This window comes from Citrobacter sp. Cpo071 (assembly GCF_030332765.1).
In the GTDB taxonomy this organism is placed as follows: Bacteria; Pseudomonadota; Gammaproteobacteria; order Enterobacterales; family Enterobacteriaceae; genus Citrobacter; species Citrobacter portucalensis.
Genome location: NZ_JAOWHE010000080.1, coordinates 108102 through 125204, shown reverse-complemented (window position 1 = coordinate 125204; position 17103 = coordinate 108102). Strand labels below are relative to the sequence as shown.

Here is a 17103-nt window from a genome sequence, read left to right as displayed (position 1 = left end):
GGTAGGGCTTGTCGACTTCGACAGGCCTGGCCCCTTAAGGAGAGGACAATGGTTGCGGTAAGAAGTGCACATATAAATAAAGCTGGTGAGTTTGATCCAAAGAAATGGATCGCGAGTCTGGGGATCTCCAGCCAGCAGTCGTGTGAACGCTTAGCCGAAACCTGGGCGTACTGCCTCCAGCAGACACAGGGGCATCCGGATGCGGATCTGCTGCTGTGGCGTGGCGTGGAGATGGTAGAAATTCTCTCCATGTTGAGCATGGATATCGACACGCTGCGTGCAGCAATGCTGTTCCCTCTGGCTGATGCCAACGTGGTCAGTGAAGACATCCTGCGCGAGAGCGTGGGCAAATCCATTGTTCATCTTATCCACGGTGTGCGTGATATGGCGGCGATACGCCAGCTTAAAGCCACGCATACCGATTCAGTTTCTTCCGAGCAGGTCGATAACGTCCGTCGCATGCTGCTGGCAATGGTGGATGACTTCCGCTGTGTGGTCATCAAGCTGGCAGAGCGGATTGCCCATCTGCGTGAAGTGAAAGATGCGCCGGAAGATGAACGCGTTCTGGCGGCAAAAGAGTGCACCAATATCTATGCACCGCTGGCCAACCGTTTGGGAATCGGGCAATTAAAATGGGAGCTGGAAGATTATTGCTTCCGTTATCTGCACCCGGCTGAATACAAACGCATTGCCAAGCTGCTGCATGAACGTCGTATCGACAGGGAACATTACATTGATGAGTTCGTCGGTCATTTGCGCTCAGAGATGAAAACGGAAGGCGTCAAAGCCGAAGTGTATGGACGTCCGAAGCATATCTACAGCATCTGGCGCAAAATGCAGAAAAAGCAGTTGGCCTTCGATGAACTGTTCGATGTACGCGCAGTGCGTATCGTGGCAGAGCGTTTACAGGACTGCTATGCCGCACTCGGGATAGTACATACTCACTATCGCCATCTGCCGGATGAGTTCGATGATTACGTTGCAAATCCGAAACCCAATGGCTACCAGTCAATCCATACGGTTGTACTGGGGCCGGGCGGGAAAACCATCGAAATTCAGATCCGTACAAAACAGATGCACGAAGATGCCGAACTGGGCGTCGCGGCGCACTGGAAGTACAAAGAGGGCACCGCTTCAGGCGCGGCGCGTTCTGGTCATGAAGATCGTATTGCGTGGCTGCGTAAGCTGATTGCCTGGCAGGAAGAGATGGCAGATTCCGGTGAAATGCTGGATGAAGTTCGTAGCCAGGTCTTTGATGACCGCGTGTACGTCTTTACGCCAAAAGGCGACGTTGTGGACTTACCTGCGGGCTCCACGCCGCTCGATTTTGCTTACCACATTCATAGCGATGTGGGGCATCGATGCATTGGCGCGAAAATTGGTGGGCGCATCGTACCGTTTACCTACCAGCTGCAGATGGGCGATCAAATTGAAATTATCACCCAGAAACAGCCAAACCCAAGCCGCGACTGGCTGAATCCTAACCTTGGCTACGTAACCACCAGTCGTGGGCGTTCGAAGATCCACGCCTGGTTCCGTAAACAGGACCGCGACAAAAACATCCTTGCTGGTCGCCAGATCCTCGACGATGAACTGGCGCATTTAGGTATCAGCCTGAAAGAGGCGGAAAAACACCTGCTGCCGCGCTACAGCTTCAATGAGCTGGACGAGTTGCTGGCGGCGATTGGCGGAGGAGACATCCGCCTCAACCAAATGGTGAACTTCCTGCAGGCGCAGTTTAATAAGCCAAGCGCTGCCGAACAGGATGCCGCCGCGCTGAAACAGCTTCAGCAGAAAACGCAGGCACCGCAGAGCCGTCGTAAAGACGACGGTCGTGTGGTGGTGGAAGGGGTAGGTAACCTGATGCACCACATCGCCCGCTGCTGCCAGCCGATTCCAGGCGATGAGATTGTCGGGTTTATTACCCAGGGACGCGGTATTTCCGTGCACCGGGCGGATTGTGAACAGCTGGCTGAGCTGCGCTCCCATGCGCCGGAACGTATTGTTGATGCAGTCTGGGGTGAAAGCTACTCGGCAGGGTATTCGCTGGTGGTTCGCGTCCAGGCCAACGATCGCAGCGGCTTGTTACGTGATATCACCACGATTCTCGCCAACGAGAAGGTGAACGTGCTGGGAGTTGCCAGCCGAAGTGATACCAAACAACAGCTGGCCACCATCGATATGACCATCGAAATTTATAACCTGCAGGTGCTTGGGCGCGTGCTCGGCAAGCTGAACCAGGTACCGGATGTGATTGACGCACGTCGCTTGCACGGTAATTAATTATTTTGTAGGCCGGATAACCTTGTAGGCCTGATAGGACGCGTTAGCGTTGCCATCAGGCATTGCTATGTTGCCGGATGTCGGCTATCGCCTTATCCGGTCTACTGTATTGAAATTTCAGGACATTCCAATGAATCAAATCGACCGACTGCTCGGTATTATGCAGCGCCTGCGCGACCCGGAAAACGGCTGTCCGTGGGACAAAGAGCAGACATTCTCCACTATTGCTCCTTACACCCTCGAAGAAACCTATGAAGTGCTGGACGCGATTGCGCGTGAAGACTTTGACGACCTGCGCGGAGAGCTGGGCGACCTGCTGTTCCAGGTGGTGTTTTACGCCCAGATGGCGCAGGAAGAAGGGCGCTTCAACTTCGATGATATTTGTGCTGCGATAAGCGATAAACTTGAACGCCGTCATCCACATGTTTTTGCTGATGTTTCTGCCAGTAACAGTACTGAGGTTTTGACCCGTTGGGAAAAAATCAAAAGTGAAGAACGTGCCCAGAAGGCACAGCATTCCGCACTCGACGATATTCCCCGCAGTTTACCGGCATTAATGCGCGCCCAAAAAATCCAGAAACGCTGCTCAAATGTTGGTTTCGACTGGAAAACATTAGGACCGGTTGTCGACAAGGTTTACGAAGAGATCGACGAAGTCATGTTTGAGGCTAAGCAGGCTGTTGTCGACCAGGCTAAACTGGAGGAGGAAATGGGCGATCTGCTGTTTGCTACGGTTAATATGGCCCGGCATTTAGGCACTAAAGCAGAGACCGCATTGCAGAAAGCGAACGAGAAGTTTGAGCGGCGTTTTCGTGAAGTTGAGCGAATTGTGGCTTCGCGCGGTCTGGAAATGACTGGTGTTGATCTGGAAACTATGGAAGAAGTCTGGCAACAGGTAAAACGGCAGGAAATTGATCTCTAAGGGATTTCGTCGGTCAAGGGCGATTTGTGTGATTTTTTAAATAACAAGCGCTTGATTTACGTCAAAAACATTTACCCAAAAGAGGCTATTTTCTCTTCCCGTTATGTTGATGAAACACCTTGTATACTGCCTCTTCGAGTTATTCGAGTCGCAACAAGGCGGCGACTGAGAGAATCCCCAGGAACATAGAAATGCTATGTGACTGGGGTGAGTGAAGGAAGCCAACACCGGTGCGGCTTGAAGAACGAAGGAGAGGGGATAATGAAAGTTTGTGGCGCTCGTCATGTTCGGGTATACTACTTTCCCGTCTTGGTAATTCCATCGTTTCACCCTAACTTCTCAGGTCCAGCATGACAACGAACTATATTTTTGTGACCGGCGGGGTCGTATCCTCTCTGGGAAAAGGCATTGCCGCAGCCTCCCTGGCAGCCATTCTTGAAGCCCGTGGCCTCAATGTAACCATGATGAAACTGGATCCGTACATCAACGTCGATCCAGGTACTATGAGCCCAATCCAACACGGGGAAGTGTTCGTTACCGAAGACGGCGCTGAAACCGACCTGGACCTGGGTCACTATGAGCGTTTCATTCGTACCAAAATGAGCCGCCGCAACAACTTCACTACGGGTCGTATCTACTCCGACGTTCTGCGTAAAGAGCGCCGTGGCGACTACCTGGGCGCAACAGTTCAGGTTATCCCGCACATCACGAATGCCATTAAAGAGCGCGTTCTGGAAGGCGGTGAAGGTCATGATGTTGTTCTGGTCGAAATCGGCGGAACCGTTGGGGATATCGAATCTCTGCCGTTCCTTGAAGCGATTCGCCAGATGGCCGTAGAAATTGGCCGTGAGCACACGCTGTTTATGCATCTGACGCTGGTTCCGTACATGGCGGCGGCTGGTGAAGTCAAAACTAAACCGACTCAGCACTCTGTAAAAGAGCTGCTTTCTATCGGTATTCAGCCAGATATCCTGATTTGCCGCTCCGATCGCGCAGTTCCGGCTAATGAACGTGCAAAAATTGCATTGTTCTGTAACGTTCCGGAAAAAGCGGTGATTTCTCTGAAAGATGTCGATTCCATCTATAAAATCCCGGGCCTGTTGAAATCTCAGGGCCTTGACGATTATATTTGTAAACGATTCAGCTTGAACTGTCCGGAAGCTAATCTGTCAGAATGGGAACAGGTTATCTACGAAGAAGCGAATCCGGCAGGCGAAGTGACTATCGGTATGGTCGGCAAGTACATTGAACTGCCGGATGCCTATAAGTCAGTTATCGAAGCGCTGAAGCACGGTGGTCTGAAGAATCGTGTCACCGTCAACATCAAGCTGATCGATTCGCAAGATGTCGAAACGCGTGGCGTTGAGATCCTGAAAGGTCTTGATGCAATCCTGATCCCAGGCGGCTTCGGCTACCGTGGTGTTGAAGGTAAAATCGCGACGGCGCGCTTTGCGCGTGAGAACAATATTCCTTATCTGGGCATTTGCCTGGGTATGCAGGTTGCGTTGATTGAGTTTGCACGTAACGTAGTGGGTATGGATAACGCCAACTCCACGGAATTTGTGCCAGACTGTAAGTACCCGGTGGTGGCCCTGATTACCGAATGGCGCGATGAAGACGGCAACGTCGAAATCCGTACCGAGAAGAGCGATCTGGGCGGCACAATGCGCCTTGGTGCGCAGCAGTGTCAGTTGAGCGACGATAGCCTGGTTCGTCAACTGTACGGCGCGCCGACAATTGTTGAACGCCATCGCCACCGTTACGAAGTCAACAATATGCTGTTGAAACAGATTGAAGCTGCGGGTCTGCGTATTGCAGGCCGTTCCGGTGATGATCAGTTGGTCGAGATCATTGAGGTACCGAATCATCCGTGGTTCGTGGCCTGTCAGTTCCACCCGGAATTTACTTCCACGCCACGTGATGGGCACCCGCTGTTTGCCGGCTTTGTGAAAGCCGCCAGTGAACATCAGAAGCGTCAGGCGAAGTAAGAAGTAAATAAGTTAGAACGGCAATGCACCCATTAGGGTGCATTGTTTGTCTGGAGTTTTAGTTTAACTTGTACTGAGGAAAATCTAATGTCCAAAATCGTTAAAATCATCGGTCGTGAAATCATCGACTCCCGTGGTAACCCGACTGTTGAAGCCGAAGTACACCTGGAAGGTGGTTTCGTTGGTATGGCAGCAGCTCCGTCAGGTGCTTCTACTGGCTCCCGCGAAGCACTGGAACTGCGCGATGGCGACAAATCCCGTTTCATGGGTAAAGGCGTACTGAAAGCTGTTGCAGCTGTTAACGGCCCAATTGCTCAGGCTCTGCTGGGTAAAGATGCTAAAGATCAGGCTGGCATCGACAAGATCATGATCGATCTGGACGGTACTGAAAACAAATCCAACTTCGGTGCAAACGCCATCCTGGCTGTGTCCCTGGCGAACGCCAAAGCAGCAGCTGCTGCAAAAGGCCTGCCGCTGTATGCACACATCGCTGAACTGAACGGTACTCCGGGTAAATACTCCATGCCGGTTCCGATGATGAACATCATCAACGGTGGTGAGCACGCTGACAACAACGTCGACATCCAGGAATTCATGATTCAGCCGGTTGGCGCTAAGACTCTGAAAGAAGCCGTTCGTATGGGTTCTGAAGTGTTCCACAACCTGGCTAAAGTTCTGAAAGCTAAAGGTATGAACACCGCAGTTGGTGACGAAGGCGGCTACGCGCCGAACCTGGGTTCCAACGCTGAAGCTCTGGCTGTAATCGCTGAAGCGGTTAAAGCAGCTGGCTACGAGCTGGGCAAAGACATCACCCTGGCGATGGACTGTGCAGCTTCTGAATTCTACAAAGACGGTAAATACGTTCTGGCTGGCGAAGGCAACAAAGCATTCACCTCCGAAGAATTTACTCACTTCCTGGAAGAACTGACCAAACAGTACCCGATCGTGTCCATCGAAGATGGTCTGGACGAGTCTGACTGGGACGGTTTCGCATACCAGACTAAAGTACTGGGCGACAAAATCCAGCTGGTTGGTGACGATCTGTTCGTAACTAACACCAAGATCCTGAAAGAAGGCATCGAAAAAGGCATCGTTAACTCCATCCTGATCAAATTCAACCAGATCGGTTCTCTGACCGAAACTCTGGCTGCGATCAAAATGGCGAAAGACGCTGGCTACACCGCTGTCATCTCTCACCGTTCTGGCGAAACTGAAGACGCTACCATCGCTGACCTGGCTGTTGGTACCGCTGCAGGCCAGATCAAAACCGGTTCTATGAGCCGTTCTGACCGCGTAGCTAAGTACAACCAGCTGATTCGTATCGAAGAAGCGCTGGGCGAACAAGCACCGTACAACGGTCGTAAAGAGATCAAAGGTCAGGCGTAATCCTGTTCTTTAACTCTTAACGTAAAAACCCGCTGCGGCGGGTTTTTTTATGCTCTTAAAGCAGTAGAGGAAGGGTCGCGCTGGCGGTTTGCTGGCTCACATCACTGTACTTTTCATCCAGAGCAATCAGCGACGTAGTCAGTAGTTCTACCAACAGCATCACTCCCACCTTGGCGTTTAGCGCGCCAGCACTCAACGGACCTTCTGGTTTGGCTGCGACCAGTTGAATATCACTCAGCGAAGCCAACGGGCTGCGCGGCGTATTACTTAACGCCAGTACGCGCACGCCTTGCTTACGCGCCAGTTTAACGACATGCAGTAGATCGCGCGTCGAACCTGAACTGGAAATCGCTACCACCAGCGTGTCTTTGTTAAGCGTTGCGGCGTTCATGGCTGCACGATGCATGTCACTGAACAATTGTGCAGGTTTGCCGAGGCGCAGGAGTTTGTAATGTAAATACTCACCCAGAATAGCGCTGGCCGCTACGCCATAAATCTGTACCGACTGGGCCTGATGCAGCGCCAAAGCGGCGGATTCCAGTAATGTCCTGTCGAGTAATTTTGCTGTGTCCTGTAGCGCTTGTACGGATTCATTGACCACATTGTCAATCTCATCTCCGCTGTGCTCTACCGGCTGTCCTTGCTGGAGATCGAGTGCCAGCGCCATTTTGAATTCGTTATAACCCTTACACCCTAGTGCGCGGCACAGACGTGTGACGCTCGCCTCGCTGGTGTCGCTTTCACGCGCCAGTTCGGTAATCGTCAGGTAGACAACTTTTGCCGGATCGCTGAGCACAAACTCTCCCAGCTTCTGCTGTGTTCGGCTATATCCGTCAACGCCCTGGCGCAATCTCAGCAGCAGGTTTTCATTTTCTGACATGCAAAATCCTTAATGCGTTTCTCTGCTGATAGTGTGGCGGAAAGCAGGGGAGAGATGCCAGTCATTTTAAAAAAGTATGATCGGCTTCCTGGATTTTGATGATAATTTTCATTTTATATATTAAATGTGGTAAAAATTTTCATCATTAATCGGGGAGATGAAAAAATGATGCAAATGTTTAGCGGCGCTTCATCGGGCGCATGGTTCGAAAAGGCGCAGCGGTTCGGCAAATCGTTCATGCTGCCGATTGCGGTACTGCCCGCTGCGGGGCTGTTGTTAGGGATTGGCGGCGCGCTGTCGAATCCAAACACATTGACTGCTTATCCGTTTTTGGACGTTGACTGGTTACAGGCAATCTTCACGATCATGACCAGCGCAGGTTCTATTGTGTTTGCCAACCTGTCGGTGCTCTTTGCAGTAGGTGTCGCAGTAGGACTGGCGAAAACGGATAAAGGCACCGCTGGGCTTGCGGCATTGCTGGCATTTCTGGTGATGAACGCCACCATCAACGCTTTATTGACGCTCAACGGAACGCTGGCACACGAGAATCCCGGTGCCGTAGGCCAGGGGATGACGCTGGGTATTCAGACGCTGGAAACGGGTGTGTTCGGTGGGGTAGTGATTGGGCTTGTCACCTGCGCGCTGCATAGCCGTTTCAATAAAGTCTCATTACCTCAGTTCCTTGGTTTCTTCAGCGGTTCGCGCTTTGTACCGATTATTAGCTCCCTTGCCGCGATTGTCGTGGGTGCGGTCATGACGGTGGTTTGGCCGCATTTCCAGAAACTCATTTTTGGACTGGGTGGTCTGGTGGATGCGACAGGCTATCTGGGGACGCTGTTGTACGGCTTCATCCTGCGTATGCTTGGCCCACTGGGTTTACACCATATCTTTTATTTGCCGTTCTGGACGACAGCGCTTGGCGGTAGTGAAATCGTCAACGGCCAGTTAGTTGAAGGTACGCAGCGTATTTTCTTCGCGCAACTTGCCGATCCGAATACGCAGCAGTTCTATGCGGGCACCTCGCGCTTTATGTCCGGGCGCTTCATCACCATGATGTTTGGCCTGCTTGGCGCATGTCTGGCGATGTACCACACCGCCAAGCCTGAGAACAGAAAACTTGTCGCTGGTCTGCTGTTATCAGCAGCCCTGACCTCTTTCCTGACAGGTATCACTGAGCCTATCGAGTTCTCCTTCCTGTTTGTCGCACCCGTGTTATACGTCATTCACGCCTTCTTCGATGGTCTGGCGTTTATGATGGCGCATATTTTACATATCACCATCGGGCAAACCTTTTCGGGTGGGCTTATCGATTTCCTCCTTTTCGGCGTGCTACAGGGGGAAGCTAAAACCAACTGGATGTACGTTCCCATGGTGGGGATCCCGTGGTTCTTCCTTTACTACTTCACCTTCCGCTATTTGATTAACCGCTTTAACTGGTTGACACCAGGTCGTGAAAACGCAGCGCCGACTGAATCCGGCCTGCCGCAGAGTGAGCGAGCAGCGGCAGTGATCGCCGGGCTGGGAGGCAAAGAGAATCTGGAAGAGGTGGATTGTTGTGCCACACGCCTGCGCGTGACGGTGAAAGAGAGCAGCAAGGTCGATGAAGCGGCGCTGAAAGCGACCGGGGCCCGTGGCGTAATTATTCGCGCCAACGGGGTTCAGGTGATTTATGGCCCGCATGTCACCATCATTAAAAACGAAGTCGAAGAGATATTATCGTAATGAAAACTGTACTGGATTCCCTGAAAGGTAAATTAATTGTTTCCTGTCAGGCGCTGGAAAATGAACCTCTGCACAGCCCGTTTATTATGTCACGTATGGCGCTGGCGGCAGCGCAGGGCGGTGCGGTAGGTATTCGTGCGAACAGCGTGGTGGACATTCGCGCGATCAAAGAGAGCGTCTCCCTGCCGGTGATTGGGATTATCAAGCGTGATTATCCGGGAAGCGATGTGTTTATCACGGCCACTTTGCAGGAAGTCGATGAACTGATGACCGTTGAGCCGGAAATTATTGCTCTGGATGCGACAGCGCGCCCGCGCCCCGGTGGGCAAACGCTGGAAGAACTGGTTACGCAGATCCGTGCTCGCTATCCGTCCGTACTGCTGATGGCGGATATTGCCACCGTAGACGAAGCGGTGACCGCTGAGCGCCTGGGTTTTGACTGTGTGGGCACTACGCTCTACGGCTATACCGCTGACACTGCCGGGCATGTGCTGGCGGAAAACGACTGCGGTTTTTTACGTGATGTGTTGGCTGCGGTTAGCGTACCGGTTGTGGCGGAAGGGAACGTTGATACTCCTGAACGTGCTGCACGATGCCTGGCATTAGGTGCCCATACCGTGGTGGTTGGTGGGGCTATCACGCGTCCGCAGCAGATAACGGCACGCTTTGTCGCAGCGATCGCCTCGTAAAGCATCGATGGGGCATGATACTTTGGCGGGGATCTGCGATAATTATCGTTTATCCCCATATTGAGAGCGCTATGCAGTACCCGATTAACGAGATGTTCCAGACCCTGCAAGGTGAGGGTTACTTTACCGGCGTCCCCGCCATTTTTATTCGTTTACAGGGATGCCCGGTTGGCTGTGCCTGGTGCGATACCAAACACACCTGGGATAAGCTTGAGGATCGGGAAGTCTCCCTGTACAGCATCCTGGCCAAGACCAAAGAAAGCGATAAATGGGGTGCTGCGAGCAGCGAAGATCTGCTGGCGGTCATTTCGCGTCAGGGCTATACCGCCCGTCACGTGGTGATCACCGGTGGCGAGCCCTGCATTCATGACCTGATGCCGCTGACTGACCTGCTGGAAAAGAACGGCTTTAGCTGCCAGATTGAGACCAGCGGCACGCACGAAGTACGCTGTACGCCGAATACCTGGGTGACCGTATCGCCGAAGGTGAATATGCGCGGTGGTTATGATGTGCTGTCGCAGGCGCTGGAGCGCGCGAATGAAATCAAGCATCCGGTTGGTCGCGTTCGCGATATTGAAGCGCTGGATGAACTGCTGGCGACGTTGAGTGACGACAAACCGCGAATCATCGCCTTACAGCCAATCAGCCAGAAAGAGGATGCGACGCGTTTGTGCATTGATACCTGTATTGCGCGAAACTGGCGTCTGTCGATGCAAACCCATAAATATCTGAATATTGCCTGATAACTGTGCCGGGGGCGTTTCGCTTACCCGGCCAGAGGTTGTTGCTCGTTGCAGGCCGGATAAGACGCATTGCCATCCGGCAAGCCTATAATCACTCGCCGCGGTATACGCAGCCCGCTGTGCAGGTCTCTTTCACCATTACGGCACTCAGCAGAGGGACCACAGGTTTAACCTGATCCCAAATCCATTTGGCCAGCACTTCGCTGGTTGGATTTTCTAAGCCAGGAATATCGTTTAAATAGTAGTGATCGAGTCTGTCGTAAGTCGGCTTAAACGCGGCTTTTAACTCAGCAAAATCCATGATCCAACCGGTATGCGGATCGACTTCACCGGTAATTTCAAGACGCACCATAAATGAGTGACCATGCAGGCGGCCACACTTATGCCCTTCCGGTACATGCGGCAGGTGGTGAGCGGCTTCGAAGGTGAAATCTTTAAACAAGGTGGTGGACATTTTTTACTCTCAAGAATGCGAAAAACCGCGGTAGGGTACCGTAAAGAGCAAATTTTATCATTATTTATACACGTCATTCTTTAAGCTGCTTCTTTGTTGGCTGCCTTTGCTCGCCCCAGTCACTTACTCATGTAAGCTCCTGGGGACTTGCTCAGTTGCCGCCTCGATGCATCTTAAATTATTTAGTGTATAAAAGGATGCTCAGTACCAAAGCTACATATTCATACAACCAATATTGGTTAATTATTTATATATCAAATAGTTATATAATCTGTTTTGCAGTTAATAACTATAACTAAAACAGGTTAGTCCATTTGGTTATTTGTTATTTCCATCCCTTCTTTAATTGTTACTATCCCCGCCGTTAACCTTATCTTCAGTTTGGGTTTTATTGCTGAAATCCGCTTTGCTTACTGGAACATGACAACGCATGACGACACAGGCCCCACCTTCCGCTTTGCTACCGCTAAACCCGGAGCAACTGGCACGCCTTCAGGCGGCCACGACCGATTTCACTCCCGCACAGCTTGCGTGGGTTTCTGGCTATTTTTGGGGCGTGCTGAATCAGCAGCCTGGCAGCAACGCGGTGGCGCCTGCGCCTGTCGCTGAAATGCCCGGCATTACGCTTATCTCCGCCTCGCAAACCGGTAATGCGCGACGTGTGGCGGAAGCCCTGCGCGATGATCTGATCGCCGCGAAGCTCAACGTTACTCTCATCAACGCTGGCGACTATAAATTCAAACAAATCGCCAATGAAAAACTGCTGATCGTGGTGGCGTCGACGCAAGGGGAAGGTGAACCGGCGGAAGAAGCCGTGGCGTTGCATAAATTCCTGTTCTCGAAAAAAGCGCCGAAGCTTGATAACACCGCTTTTGCCGTGTTTGGTCTTGGCGACACCTCTTATGAGTTTTTCTGCCAGGCAGGAAAAGACTTCGATGCGAAACTGGCTGAGCTGGGCGGTGAACGTCTGCTCGATCGTGTAGATGCCGACGTCGAATACCAGGCCGCCGCCACGCAGTGGCGTGCTCGCCTCGTTGATGTTCTGAAAGCGCGTGCGCCTGCGGCACCATCTGTGCAAGTTGCCGCGAGCGGTGCAGTAAATGAAGTACACACCAGCCCATACACCAAAGAAGCGCCGCTGACGGCGTCGCTTGCGGTGAATCAGAAAATTACCGGCCGCGACTCTGAAAAAGACGTGCGCCATATTGAAATTGATTTAGGCGATTCCGGCCTGCGTTATCAGCCGGGCGATGCGCTGGGCGTCTGGTATCAGAATGACCCGGCTCTGGTTAAAGAACTGGTTGAACTGCTGTGGCTGAAAGGTGATGAGCCGGTCACGGTTGAAGGAAAAACCCTGTCGCTCGCTGAAGCGTTGCAGTGGCATTTCGAGCTGACGGTTAACACCGGCAATATCGTAGAGAACTATGCCACCTTAACCCGCAGCGAAACTTTGCTGCCGTTAGTGGGTGACAAAGCACAGTTGCAGCATTACGCCGCAACCACGCCCATCGTCGATATGGTGCGCTTCTCTCCGGCACAACTGGATGCTCAGGCGTTAGTTGATCTTCTGCGTCCGCTGACGCCGCGTTTGTACTCCATTGCTTCTTCCCAGGCGGAAGTGGAAAGCGAAGTGCACGTCACCGTGGGCGTGGTGCGTTATGAGATAGAAGGTCGCGCCCGTGCTGGTGGTGCTTCCAGTTTCCTCGCCGACCGCGTGGAAGAAGAAGGTGAAGTTCGCGTGTTCATTGAACACAACGACAACTTCCGTCTGCCGGCGAACCCGCAGACGCCGGTAATTATGATTGGACCGGGTACGGGGATTGCGCCGTTCCGTGCATTCATGCAGCAACGTGCGGCTGACGGAGCCGAAGGCAAAAACTGGCTGTTTTTTGGTAACCCACACTTTACCGAAGATTTCCTGTATCAGGTGGAATGGCAGCGTTACGTCAAAGAGGGCGTACTGAGCCGTATCGATCTCGCCTGGTCCCGCGATCAAAAAGAAAAAGTCTACGTACAAGATAAACTTCGCCAACAGGGCGCGGAACTGTGGCGCTGGATTAACGACGGTGCGCACATTTATGTCTGTGGCGACGCCAATCGCATGGCGAAAGACGTTGAGCAGGCGTTGTTGGAAGTGATTGCCGAATTCGGTGGTATGGATATCGAAGCGGCGGATGAATTTTTAAGTGAGCTGCGCATTGAGCGCCGTTATCAGCGAGATGTCTACTAATGAGCGAAAAACATCCAGGACCATTGGTGGTCGAAGGCAAACTGTCCGACGCTGAGCGTATGAAGCTGGAAAGCAACTATCTGCGCGGTACCATTGCCGAAGATTTAAACGACGGCCTGACCGGCGGGTTTAAAGGCGACAACTTCCTGCTGATCCGTTTTCACGGTATGTACCAGCAGGACGACCGCGATATCCGCGCCGAACGTGCCGAGCAAAAGCTGGAGCCGCGTCATGCGATGCTGCTGCGCTGTCGTCTGCCGGGTGGGGTGATCACCACCAAACAGTGGCAGGCGATCGACAAGTTCGCCCATGACAACACCATATACGGCAGCATTCGTCTGACCAACCGTCAGACCTTCCAGTTTCACGGCATTCTGAAGAAGAATGTTAAGCCGGTACACCAGATGCTGCATTCAGTCGGGCTTGACGCTCTGGCGACCGCCAACGACATGAACCGTAACGTGCTGTGCACCTCCAACCCGTATGAATCTGAGCTGCACGCCGAAGCCTACGAGTGGGCGAAAAAGATCTCCGAACATCTGCTGCCGCGTACCCGCGCCTATGCAGAGATCTGGCTGGATCAGGAAAAAGTCGCGACCACCGACGAAGAGCCGATCCTCGGTCAAACCTATCTGCCGCGTAAGTTTAAAACCACGGTCGTGATCCCACCGCAGAACGACATCGATCTGCACGCCAACGACATGAACTTTGTGGCGATTGCGGAAAACGGCAAGCTGGTGGGCTTCAACCTGCTGGTCGGCGGCGGTCTGTCCATCGAGCACGGTAACAAGAAAACCTACGCCCGTACGGCAAGCGAATTCGGCTATCTGCCGCTAGAGCATACGCTGGCCGTGGCGGAGGCTGTGGTGACCACGCAGCGTGACTGGGGTAACCGTACCGATCGTAAAAACGCGAAAACCAAATACACGCTGGAACGCGTAGGCGTTGAGACCTTTAAAGCTGAAGTTGAGCGCCGGGCGGGGATCAAATTTGAGCCGATCCGTCCGTACGAGTTTACCGGTCGCGGCGATCGTATCGGTTGGGTGAAAGGGATCGACAATAAATGGCATCTGACGTTGTTTATTGAAAACGGCCGTATCCTCGATTATCCGGGCCGACCGCTGAAAACCGGTCTGCTTGAGATCGCGAAGATCCACAAAGGTGAGTTCCGCATTACCGCGAACCAGAACCTGATCATTGCCGGTGTTCCTGAGAGTGAAAAGGCGAAGATCGAGAAGATTGCGCAGAAGAGTGGCTTAATGAACGCGGTCACTCCGCAGCGTGAAAACTCGATGGCCTGCGTCTCGTTCCCGACCTGTCCGCTGGCGATGGCGGAAGCCGAGCGCTTCCTGCCAACGTTTATCGACAACATTGACACGCTGATGGCGAAGCACAGCCTGAGTGATGAAAACATTGTCATGCGTGTGACCGGCTGCCCGAACGGTTGTGGTCGTGCGATGCTGGCGGAAGTTGGTCTGGTGGGTAAAGCACCCGGGCGTTACAACCTCCATTTAGGGGGCAACCGTATCGGAACTCGCATTCCCCGGATGTTTAAAGAGAACATCACCGAGCCGGAAATTCTGGCATCGCTGGATGAACTGATTGGGCGCTGGGCGAAAGAGCGCGAAGCGGGTGAAGGCTTCGGTGACTTTACGGTGCGTGCGGGCATTATTCGCCCGGTGCTCGATCCCGCCCGGGATTTCTGGGAATAATGTGAAATTGACTTATCGGGTCTGCTGAATCGGTAGGCCTGATAAGCGCAGCGCCATCAGGCAAGGCAAACAGTGAGGAACTTATGTCCAAACTCGATCTCAACGCGTTGAACGAACTGCCGAAAGTTGAACGCGTTATGGCGTTGGCACAAACCAACGACCAACTGGAAAAATTGAGCGCCGAGGATCGTGTAGCGTGGGCGCTGGAAAACCTGCCTGGTGAATATGTACTGTCATCAAGTTTTGGTATCCAGGCGGCAGTGAGCCTGCATCTGGTAAATCAGGTTCGCCCAGATATCCCGGTGATCCTCACCGATACTGGCTACCTGTTCCCGGAAACCTATCAGTTTATTGATGAGTTAACGGACAAGCTTAATCTTAATCTGCAAGTCTACCGGGCAAAGGAAAGTGCGGCCTGGCAAGAAGCGCGCTACGGCAAACTGTGGGAGCAGGGCGTTGAAGGCATTGAAAAATACAATGACATCAACAAAGTCGAGCCGATGAACCGGGCGCTGCAGGAGCTGAACGCGCAAACCTGGTTTGCCGGTCTGCGTCGAGAGCAATCGGGCAGTCGTGCGCATTTGCCGGTGCTGGCTATCCAGCGCGGCGTGTTTAAAGTTCTGCCGATCATCGACTGGGATAACCGTACGGTTTACCAGTATCTGCAAAAATACGGTTTGAAATACCATCCGTTGTGGGATCAGGGCTATCTGTCGGTAGGCGATACCCACACCACCCGCAAATGGGAGCCGGGTATGGCGGAAGAAGAGACGCGTTTCTTCGGATTGAAGCGCGAGTGCGGACTGCACGAAGGGTAACAGGAAAGGGGGCCGGTAAGATTTACATCCTACCGGATCTCTTCTTCAGGATTTACCCGCTTTTGCCAGTTCTTTTACCAGTGGCAGCATAATGCGTACCACGTCGCGGCTACGGTGCTCTATCCGGCCCGGTAACGCTTTATCAATGTGCTGCTGGTTATCCAGTCGCACATCGTGCCAGCTGTTGCCTGCCGGGAATGAGGCGCTTTTGGCGCGCTGCTGATAGCCATCTTTCTTGCCCAGGTTCCAGTTGGTCGCTTCAACTGAAAGAACGGCAATCCCCGCGTTGTCGAAGACCTCTGCATCGTTACAACATCCAGTGCCTTTCGGATAGTCTTTGTTCAAACCTGGATTGGTGCTGGCAACGATACCGCGGCTGTGCGCGATAGCCAGTGCCCGGTCGCGCGTCAGTTTTCGCACCGCTTCCGGGGTTTTCTTACCGCTATTGAAATAGAGCTTATCGCCGACGATCAGGTTATCGAGGTTGATAACCAGCAGTGTGTTTTTCTTCTCGGCGGCGCTCATTCGCTTCAGGATGTTCTCCGCGCCCAGTTTGCCTTCTTCCTCGCCGCTGGTGGCGATAAATCGAATACCGTACTGCGTCGGCACGTTTTTGAGTTTTTCCGCCAGTTCCAGCATTACGCCAACACCTGCGGCGTTGTCATCGATACCTTGCAGGGTTAATCCACCCAGATTGGCATCGGAGTCGGCGTCGCTTTGTGCGGCGTAGGTGTCGAGGTGCGCCATAATAATAATCTGCTGCGGCGCTTTGCCTTCATGTGCAGCAATAACGGTGCTTCCCGTTACGTTATGCCAGTTTTTACGGTTATCTTTGGCGGTATAAACATAACGGCTATTAAACGTCCGAATATCGCTGCTATAACCCATCTGCTGAAATTGTTGACGTATATAATCAGCAGACAACATTTCTGCCGGAGATCCCGTCACGCGGCCTGGGAAAAACGTTGCGATATATCGAGCCTGGGTATTTGCGATATCTCCGGGCTTCGAAGATGTTGCCTGTGCGGGAAGGATGAAGCACGCGCCGAGCGCCATGGCTGCAAGAAGGTGGCGCAATGCGAGAAACATGATGAGTCCTTAAATACCAAGCAGAAATTTTCAGCCGCTAGTATGAAACCGTGATCGAGGTAAAACAATTTCATTTGCTCCTAAATGCCCGAATTCCGGTAGCTTAAGCACTTTTTGATATTTGCTTTTCCGGATCGTTATTCCTTTGAGGAACTACTCATTCCAATTCGTAATTTCATTCGCCCTC

13 protein-coding genes are annotated in these 17103 nt (G+C 52.6%); 10 read left to right on the top strand and 3 right to left on the bottom strand.

Annotated elements, in window-relative coordinates; all coding sequences use genetic code 11:
* Positions 1–48 precede the first annotated feature (48 nt).
* The 4 genes from relA (at position 49) to eno (ending at position 6579) form a co-directional block, all read left to right on the top strand.
* Positions 49–2283 carry a GTP diphosphokinase gene (relA, locus tag OGY09_RS12610; protein WP_003825690.1) on the top strand — a complete coding sequence of 745 codons (2235 nt, stop codon included), beginning with the start codon at positions 49–51 and terminating at the stop codon, positions 2281–2283.
* Between the two features lie 130 nt (positions 2284–2413).
* Entirely contained in the window at positions 2414–3205 is a 792-nt protein-coding gene (mazG, locus tag OGY09_RS12605; RefSeq protein WP_003825693.1) for a nucleoside triphosphate pyrophosphohydrolase, read from the top strand.
* A gap of 350 nt (positions 3206–3555) precedes the next feature.
* Positions 3556–5193 (top strand): glutamine hydrolyzing CTP synthase, encoded by a 1638-nt coding sequence (pyrG, locus tag OGY09_RS12600; RefSeq protein WP_008785683.1) that lies wholly within the window; start codon positions 3556–3558, stop codon positions 5191–5193.
* A gap of 87 nt (positions 5194–5280) precedes the next feature.
* Positions 5281–6579, top strand: coding sequence for a phosphopyruvate hydratase (gene eno / locus OGY09_RS12595; RefSeq protein ID WP_003034129.1), 1299 nt, complete (start codon positions 5281–5283; stop codon positions 6577–6579).
* A 55-nt stretch (positions 6580–6634) separates the two neighbouring features.
* Here eno and OGY09_RS12590 read toward each other — a convergent pair whose 3' ends face one another.
* Positions 6635–7459 carry a MurR/RpiR family transcriptional regulator gene (locus tag OGY09_RS12590; RefSeq protein WP_032944830.1) on the bottom strand — a complete coding sequence of 275 codons (825 nt, stop codon included), beginning with the start codon at positions 7457–7459 and terminating at the stop codon, positions 6635–6637.
* Positions 7460–7624: 165 nt separating this feature from the next.
* On the opposite strand from OGY09_RS12590, the gene OGY09_RS12585 reads away from it, so the two are divergent.
* The 3 genes from OGY09_RS12585 to queE all read left to right on the top strand — a co-directional run bounded on the left by OGY09_RS12585 (position 7625) and on the right by queE (position 10613).
* Complete coding sequence (locus OGY09_RS12585; protein WP_032945490.1) at positions 7625–9181, top strand: maltose/glucose-specific PTS transporter subunit IIC; 1557 nt, start codon at positions 7625–7627, stop codon at positions 9179–9181.
* Complete coding sequence (locus OGY09_RS12580) at positions 9181–9870, top strand: N-acetylmannosamine-6-phosphate 2-epimerase (RefSeq protein WP_032944829.1); 690 nt, start codon at positions 9181–9183, stop codon at positions 9868–9870. Before OGY09_RS12585 ends, OGY09_RS12580 begins: the two co-directional genes overlap by 1 nt.
* A 71-nt stretch (positions 9871–9941) precedes the next feature.
* Positions 9942–10613 (top strand): 7-carboxy-7-deazaguanine synthase QueE, encoded by a 672-nt coding sequence (gene queE / locus OGY09_RS12575; RefSeq protein WP_003034139.1) that lies wholly within the window; start codon positions 9942–9944, stop codon positions 10611–10613.
* A 91-nt stretch (positions 10614–10704) separates the two neighbouring features.
* Here queE and queD read toward each other — a convergent pair whose 3' ends face one another.
* Complete coding sequence (queD, locus tag OGY09_RS12570) at positions 10705–11067, bottom strand: 6-carboxytetrahydropterin synthase QueD (RefSeq protein ID WP_003825707.1); 363 nt, start codon at positions 11065–11067, stop codon at positions 10705–10707.
* Between the two features lie 430 nt (positions 11068–11497).
* Here queD and cysJ point away from each other — a divergent pair, with 430 nt between their 5' ends.
* The 3 genes from cysJ (at position 11498) to cysH (ending at position 15827) form a co-directional block, all read left to right on the top strand.
* On the top strand, positions 11498–13297 hold the full coding sequence (cysJ, locus tag OGY09_RS12565) for an NADPH-dependent assimilatory sulfite reductase flavoprotein subunit (protein ID WP_032944827.1): 1800 nt from the start codon (positions 11498–11500) through the stop codon (positions 13295–13297).
* Entirely contained in the window at positions 13297–15009 is a 1713-nt protein-coding gene (cysI, locus tag OGY09_RS12560; protein WP_003034148.1) for an assimilatory sulfite reductase (NADPH) hemoprotein subunit, read from the top strand. The genes cysJ and cysI overlap by 1 nt, the downstream gene beginning before the upstream one ends.
* An 83-nt stretch (positions 15010–15092) precedes the next feature.
* Positions 15093–15827: a phosphoadenosine phosphosulfate reductase gene (cysH, locus tag OGY09_RS12555; RefSeq protein ID WP_032944826.1), complete on the top strand. Its 735-nt coding sequence runs from the start codon at positions 15093–15095 to the stop codon at positions 15825–15827.
* Between the two features lie 45 nt (positions 15828–15872).
* Here cysH and OGY09_RS12550 read toward each other — a convergent pair whose 3' ends face one another.
* Positions 15873–16916 carry an aminopeptidase gene (locus tag OGY09_RS12550; protein WP_032944823.1) on the bottom strand — a complete coding sequence of 348 codons (1044 nt, stop codon included), beginning with the start codon at positions 16914–16916 and terminating at the stop codon, positions 15873–15875.
* Positions 16917–17103: the final 187 nt, after the last annotated feature.

Excerpts from the sequence above, each read along its gene's own strand:
- OGY09_RS12550 (WP_032944823.1), bottom strand. The coding sequence starts at position 16,916 with ATGTTTCTCGCATTGCGCCACCTTCTTGCAGCCATGGCGCTCGGCGCG.
- mazG (WP_003825693.1), top strand. The coding sequence starts at position 2,414 with ATGAATCAAATCGACCGACTGCTCGGTATTATGCAGCGCCTGCGCGAC.
- cysJ (WP_032944827.1), top strand. The coding sequence starts at position 11,498 with ATGACGACACAGGCCCCACCTTCCGCTTTGCTACCGCTAAACCCGGAG.
- queE (WP_003034139.1), top strand. The coding sequence starts at position 9,942 with ATGCAGTACCCGATTAACGAGATGTTCCAGACCCTGCAAGGTGAGGGT.
- queD (WP_003825707.1), bottom strand. The coding sequence starts at position 11,067 with ATGTCCACCACCTTGTTTAAAGATTTCACCTTCGAAGCCGCTCACCAC.
- OGY09_RS12585 (WP_032945490.1), top strand. The coding sequence starts at position 7,625 with ATGATGCAAATGTTTAGCGGCGCTTCATCGGGCGCATGGTTCGAAAAG.
- cysI (WP_003034148.1), top strand. The coding sequence starts at position 13,297 with ATGAGCGAAAAACATCCAGGACCATTGGTGGTCGAAGGCAAACTGTCC.
- relA (WP_003825690.1), top strand. The coding sequence starts at position 49 with ATGGTTGCGGTAAGAAGTGCACATATAAATAAAGCTGGTGAGTTTGAT.
- OGY09_RS12580 (WP_032944829.1), top strand. The coding sequence starts at position 9,181 with ATGAAAACTGTACTGGATTCCCTGAAAGGTAAATTAATTGTTTCCTGT.
- eno (WP_003034129.1), top strand. The coding sequence starts at position 5,281 with ATGTCCAAAATCGTTAAAATCATCGGTCGTGAAATCATCGACTCCCGT.
- pyrG (WP_008785683.1), top strand. The coding sequence starts at position 3,556 with ATGACAACGAACTATATTTTTGTGACCGGCGGGGTCGTATCCTCTCTG.
- OGY09_RS12590 (WP_032944830.1), bottom strand. The coding sequence starts at position 7,459 with ATGTCAGAAAATGAAAACCTGCTGCTGAGATTGCGCCAGGGCGTTGAC.
- cysH (WP_032944826.1), top strand. The coding sequence starts at position 15,093 with ATGTCCAAACTCGATCTCAACGCGTTGAACGAACTGCCGAAAGTTGAA.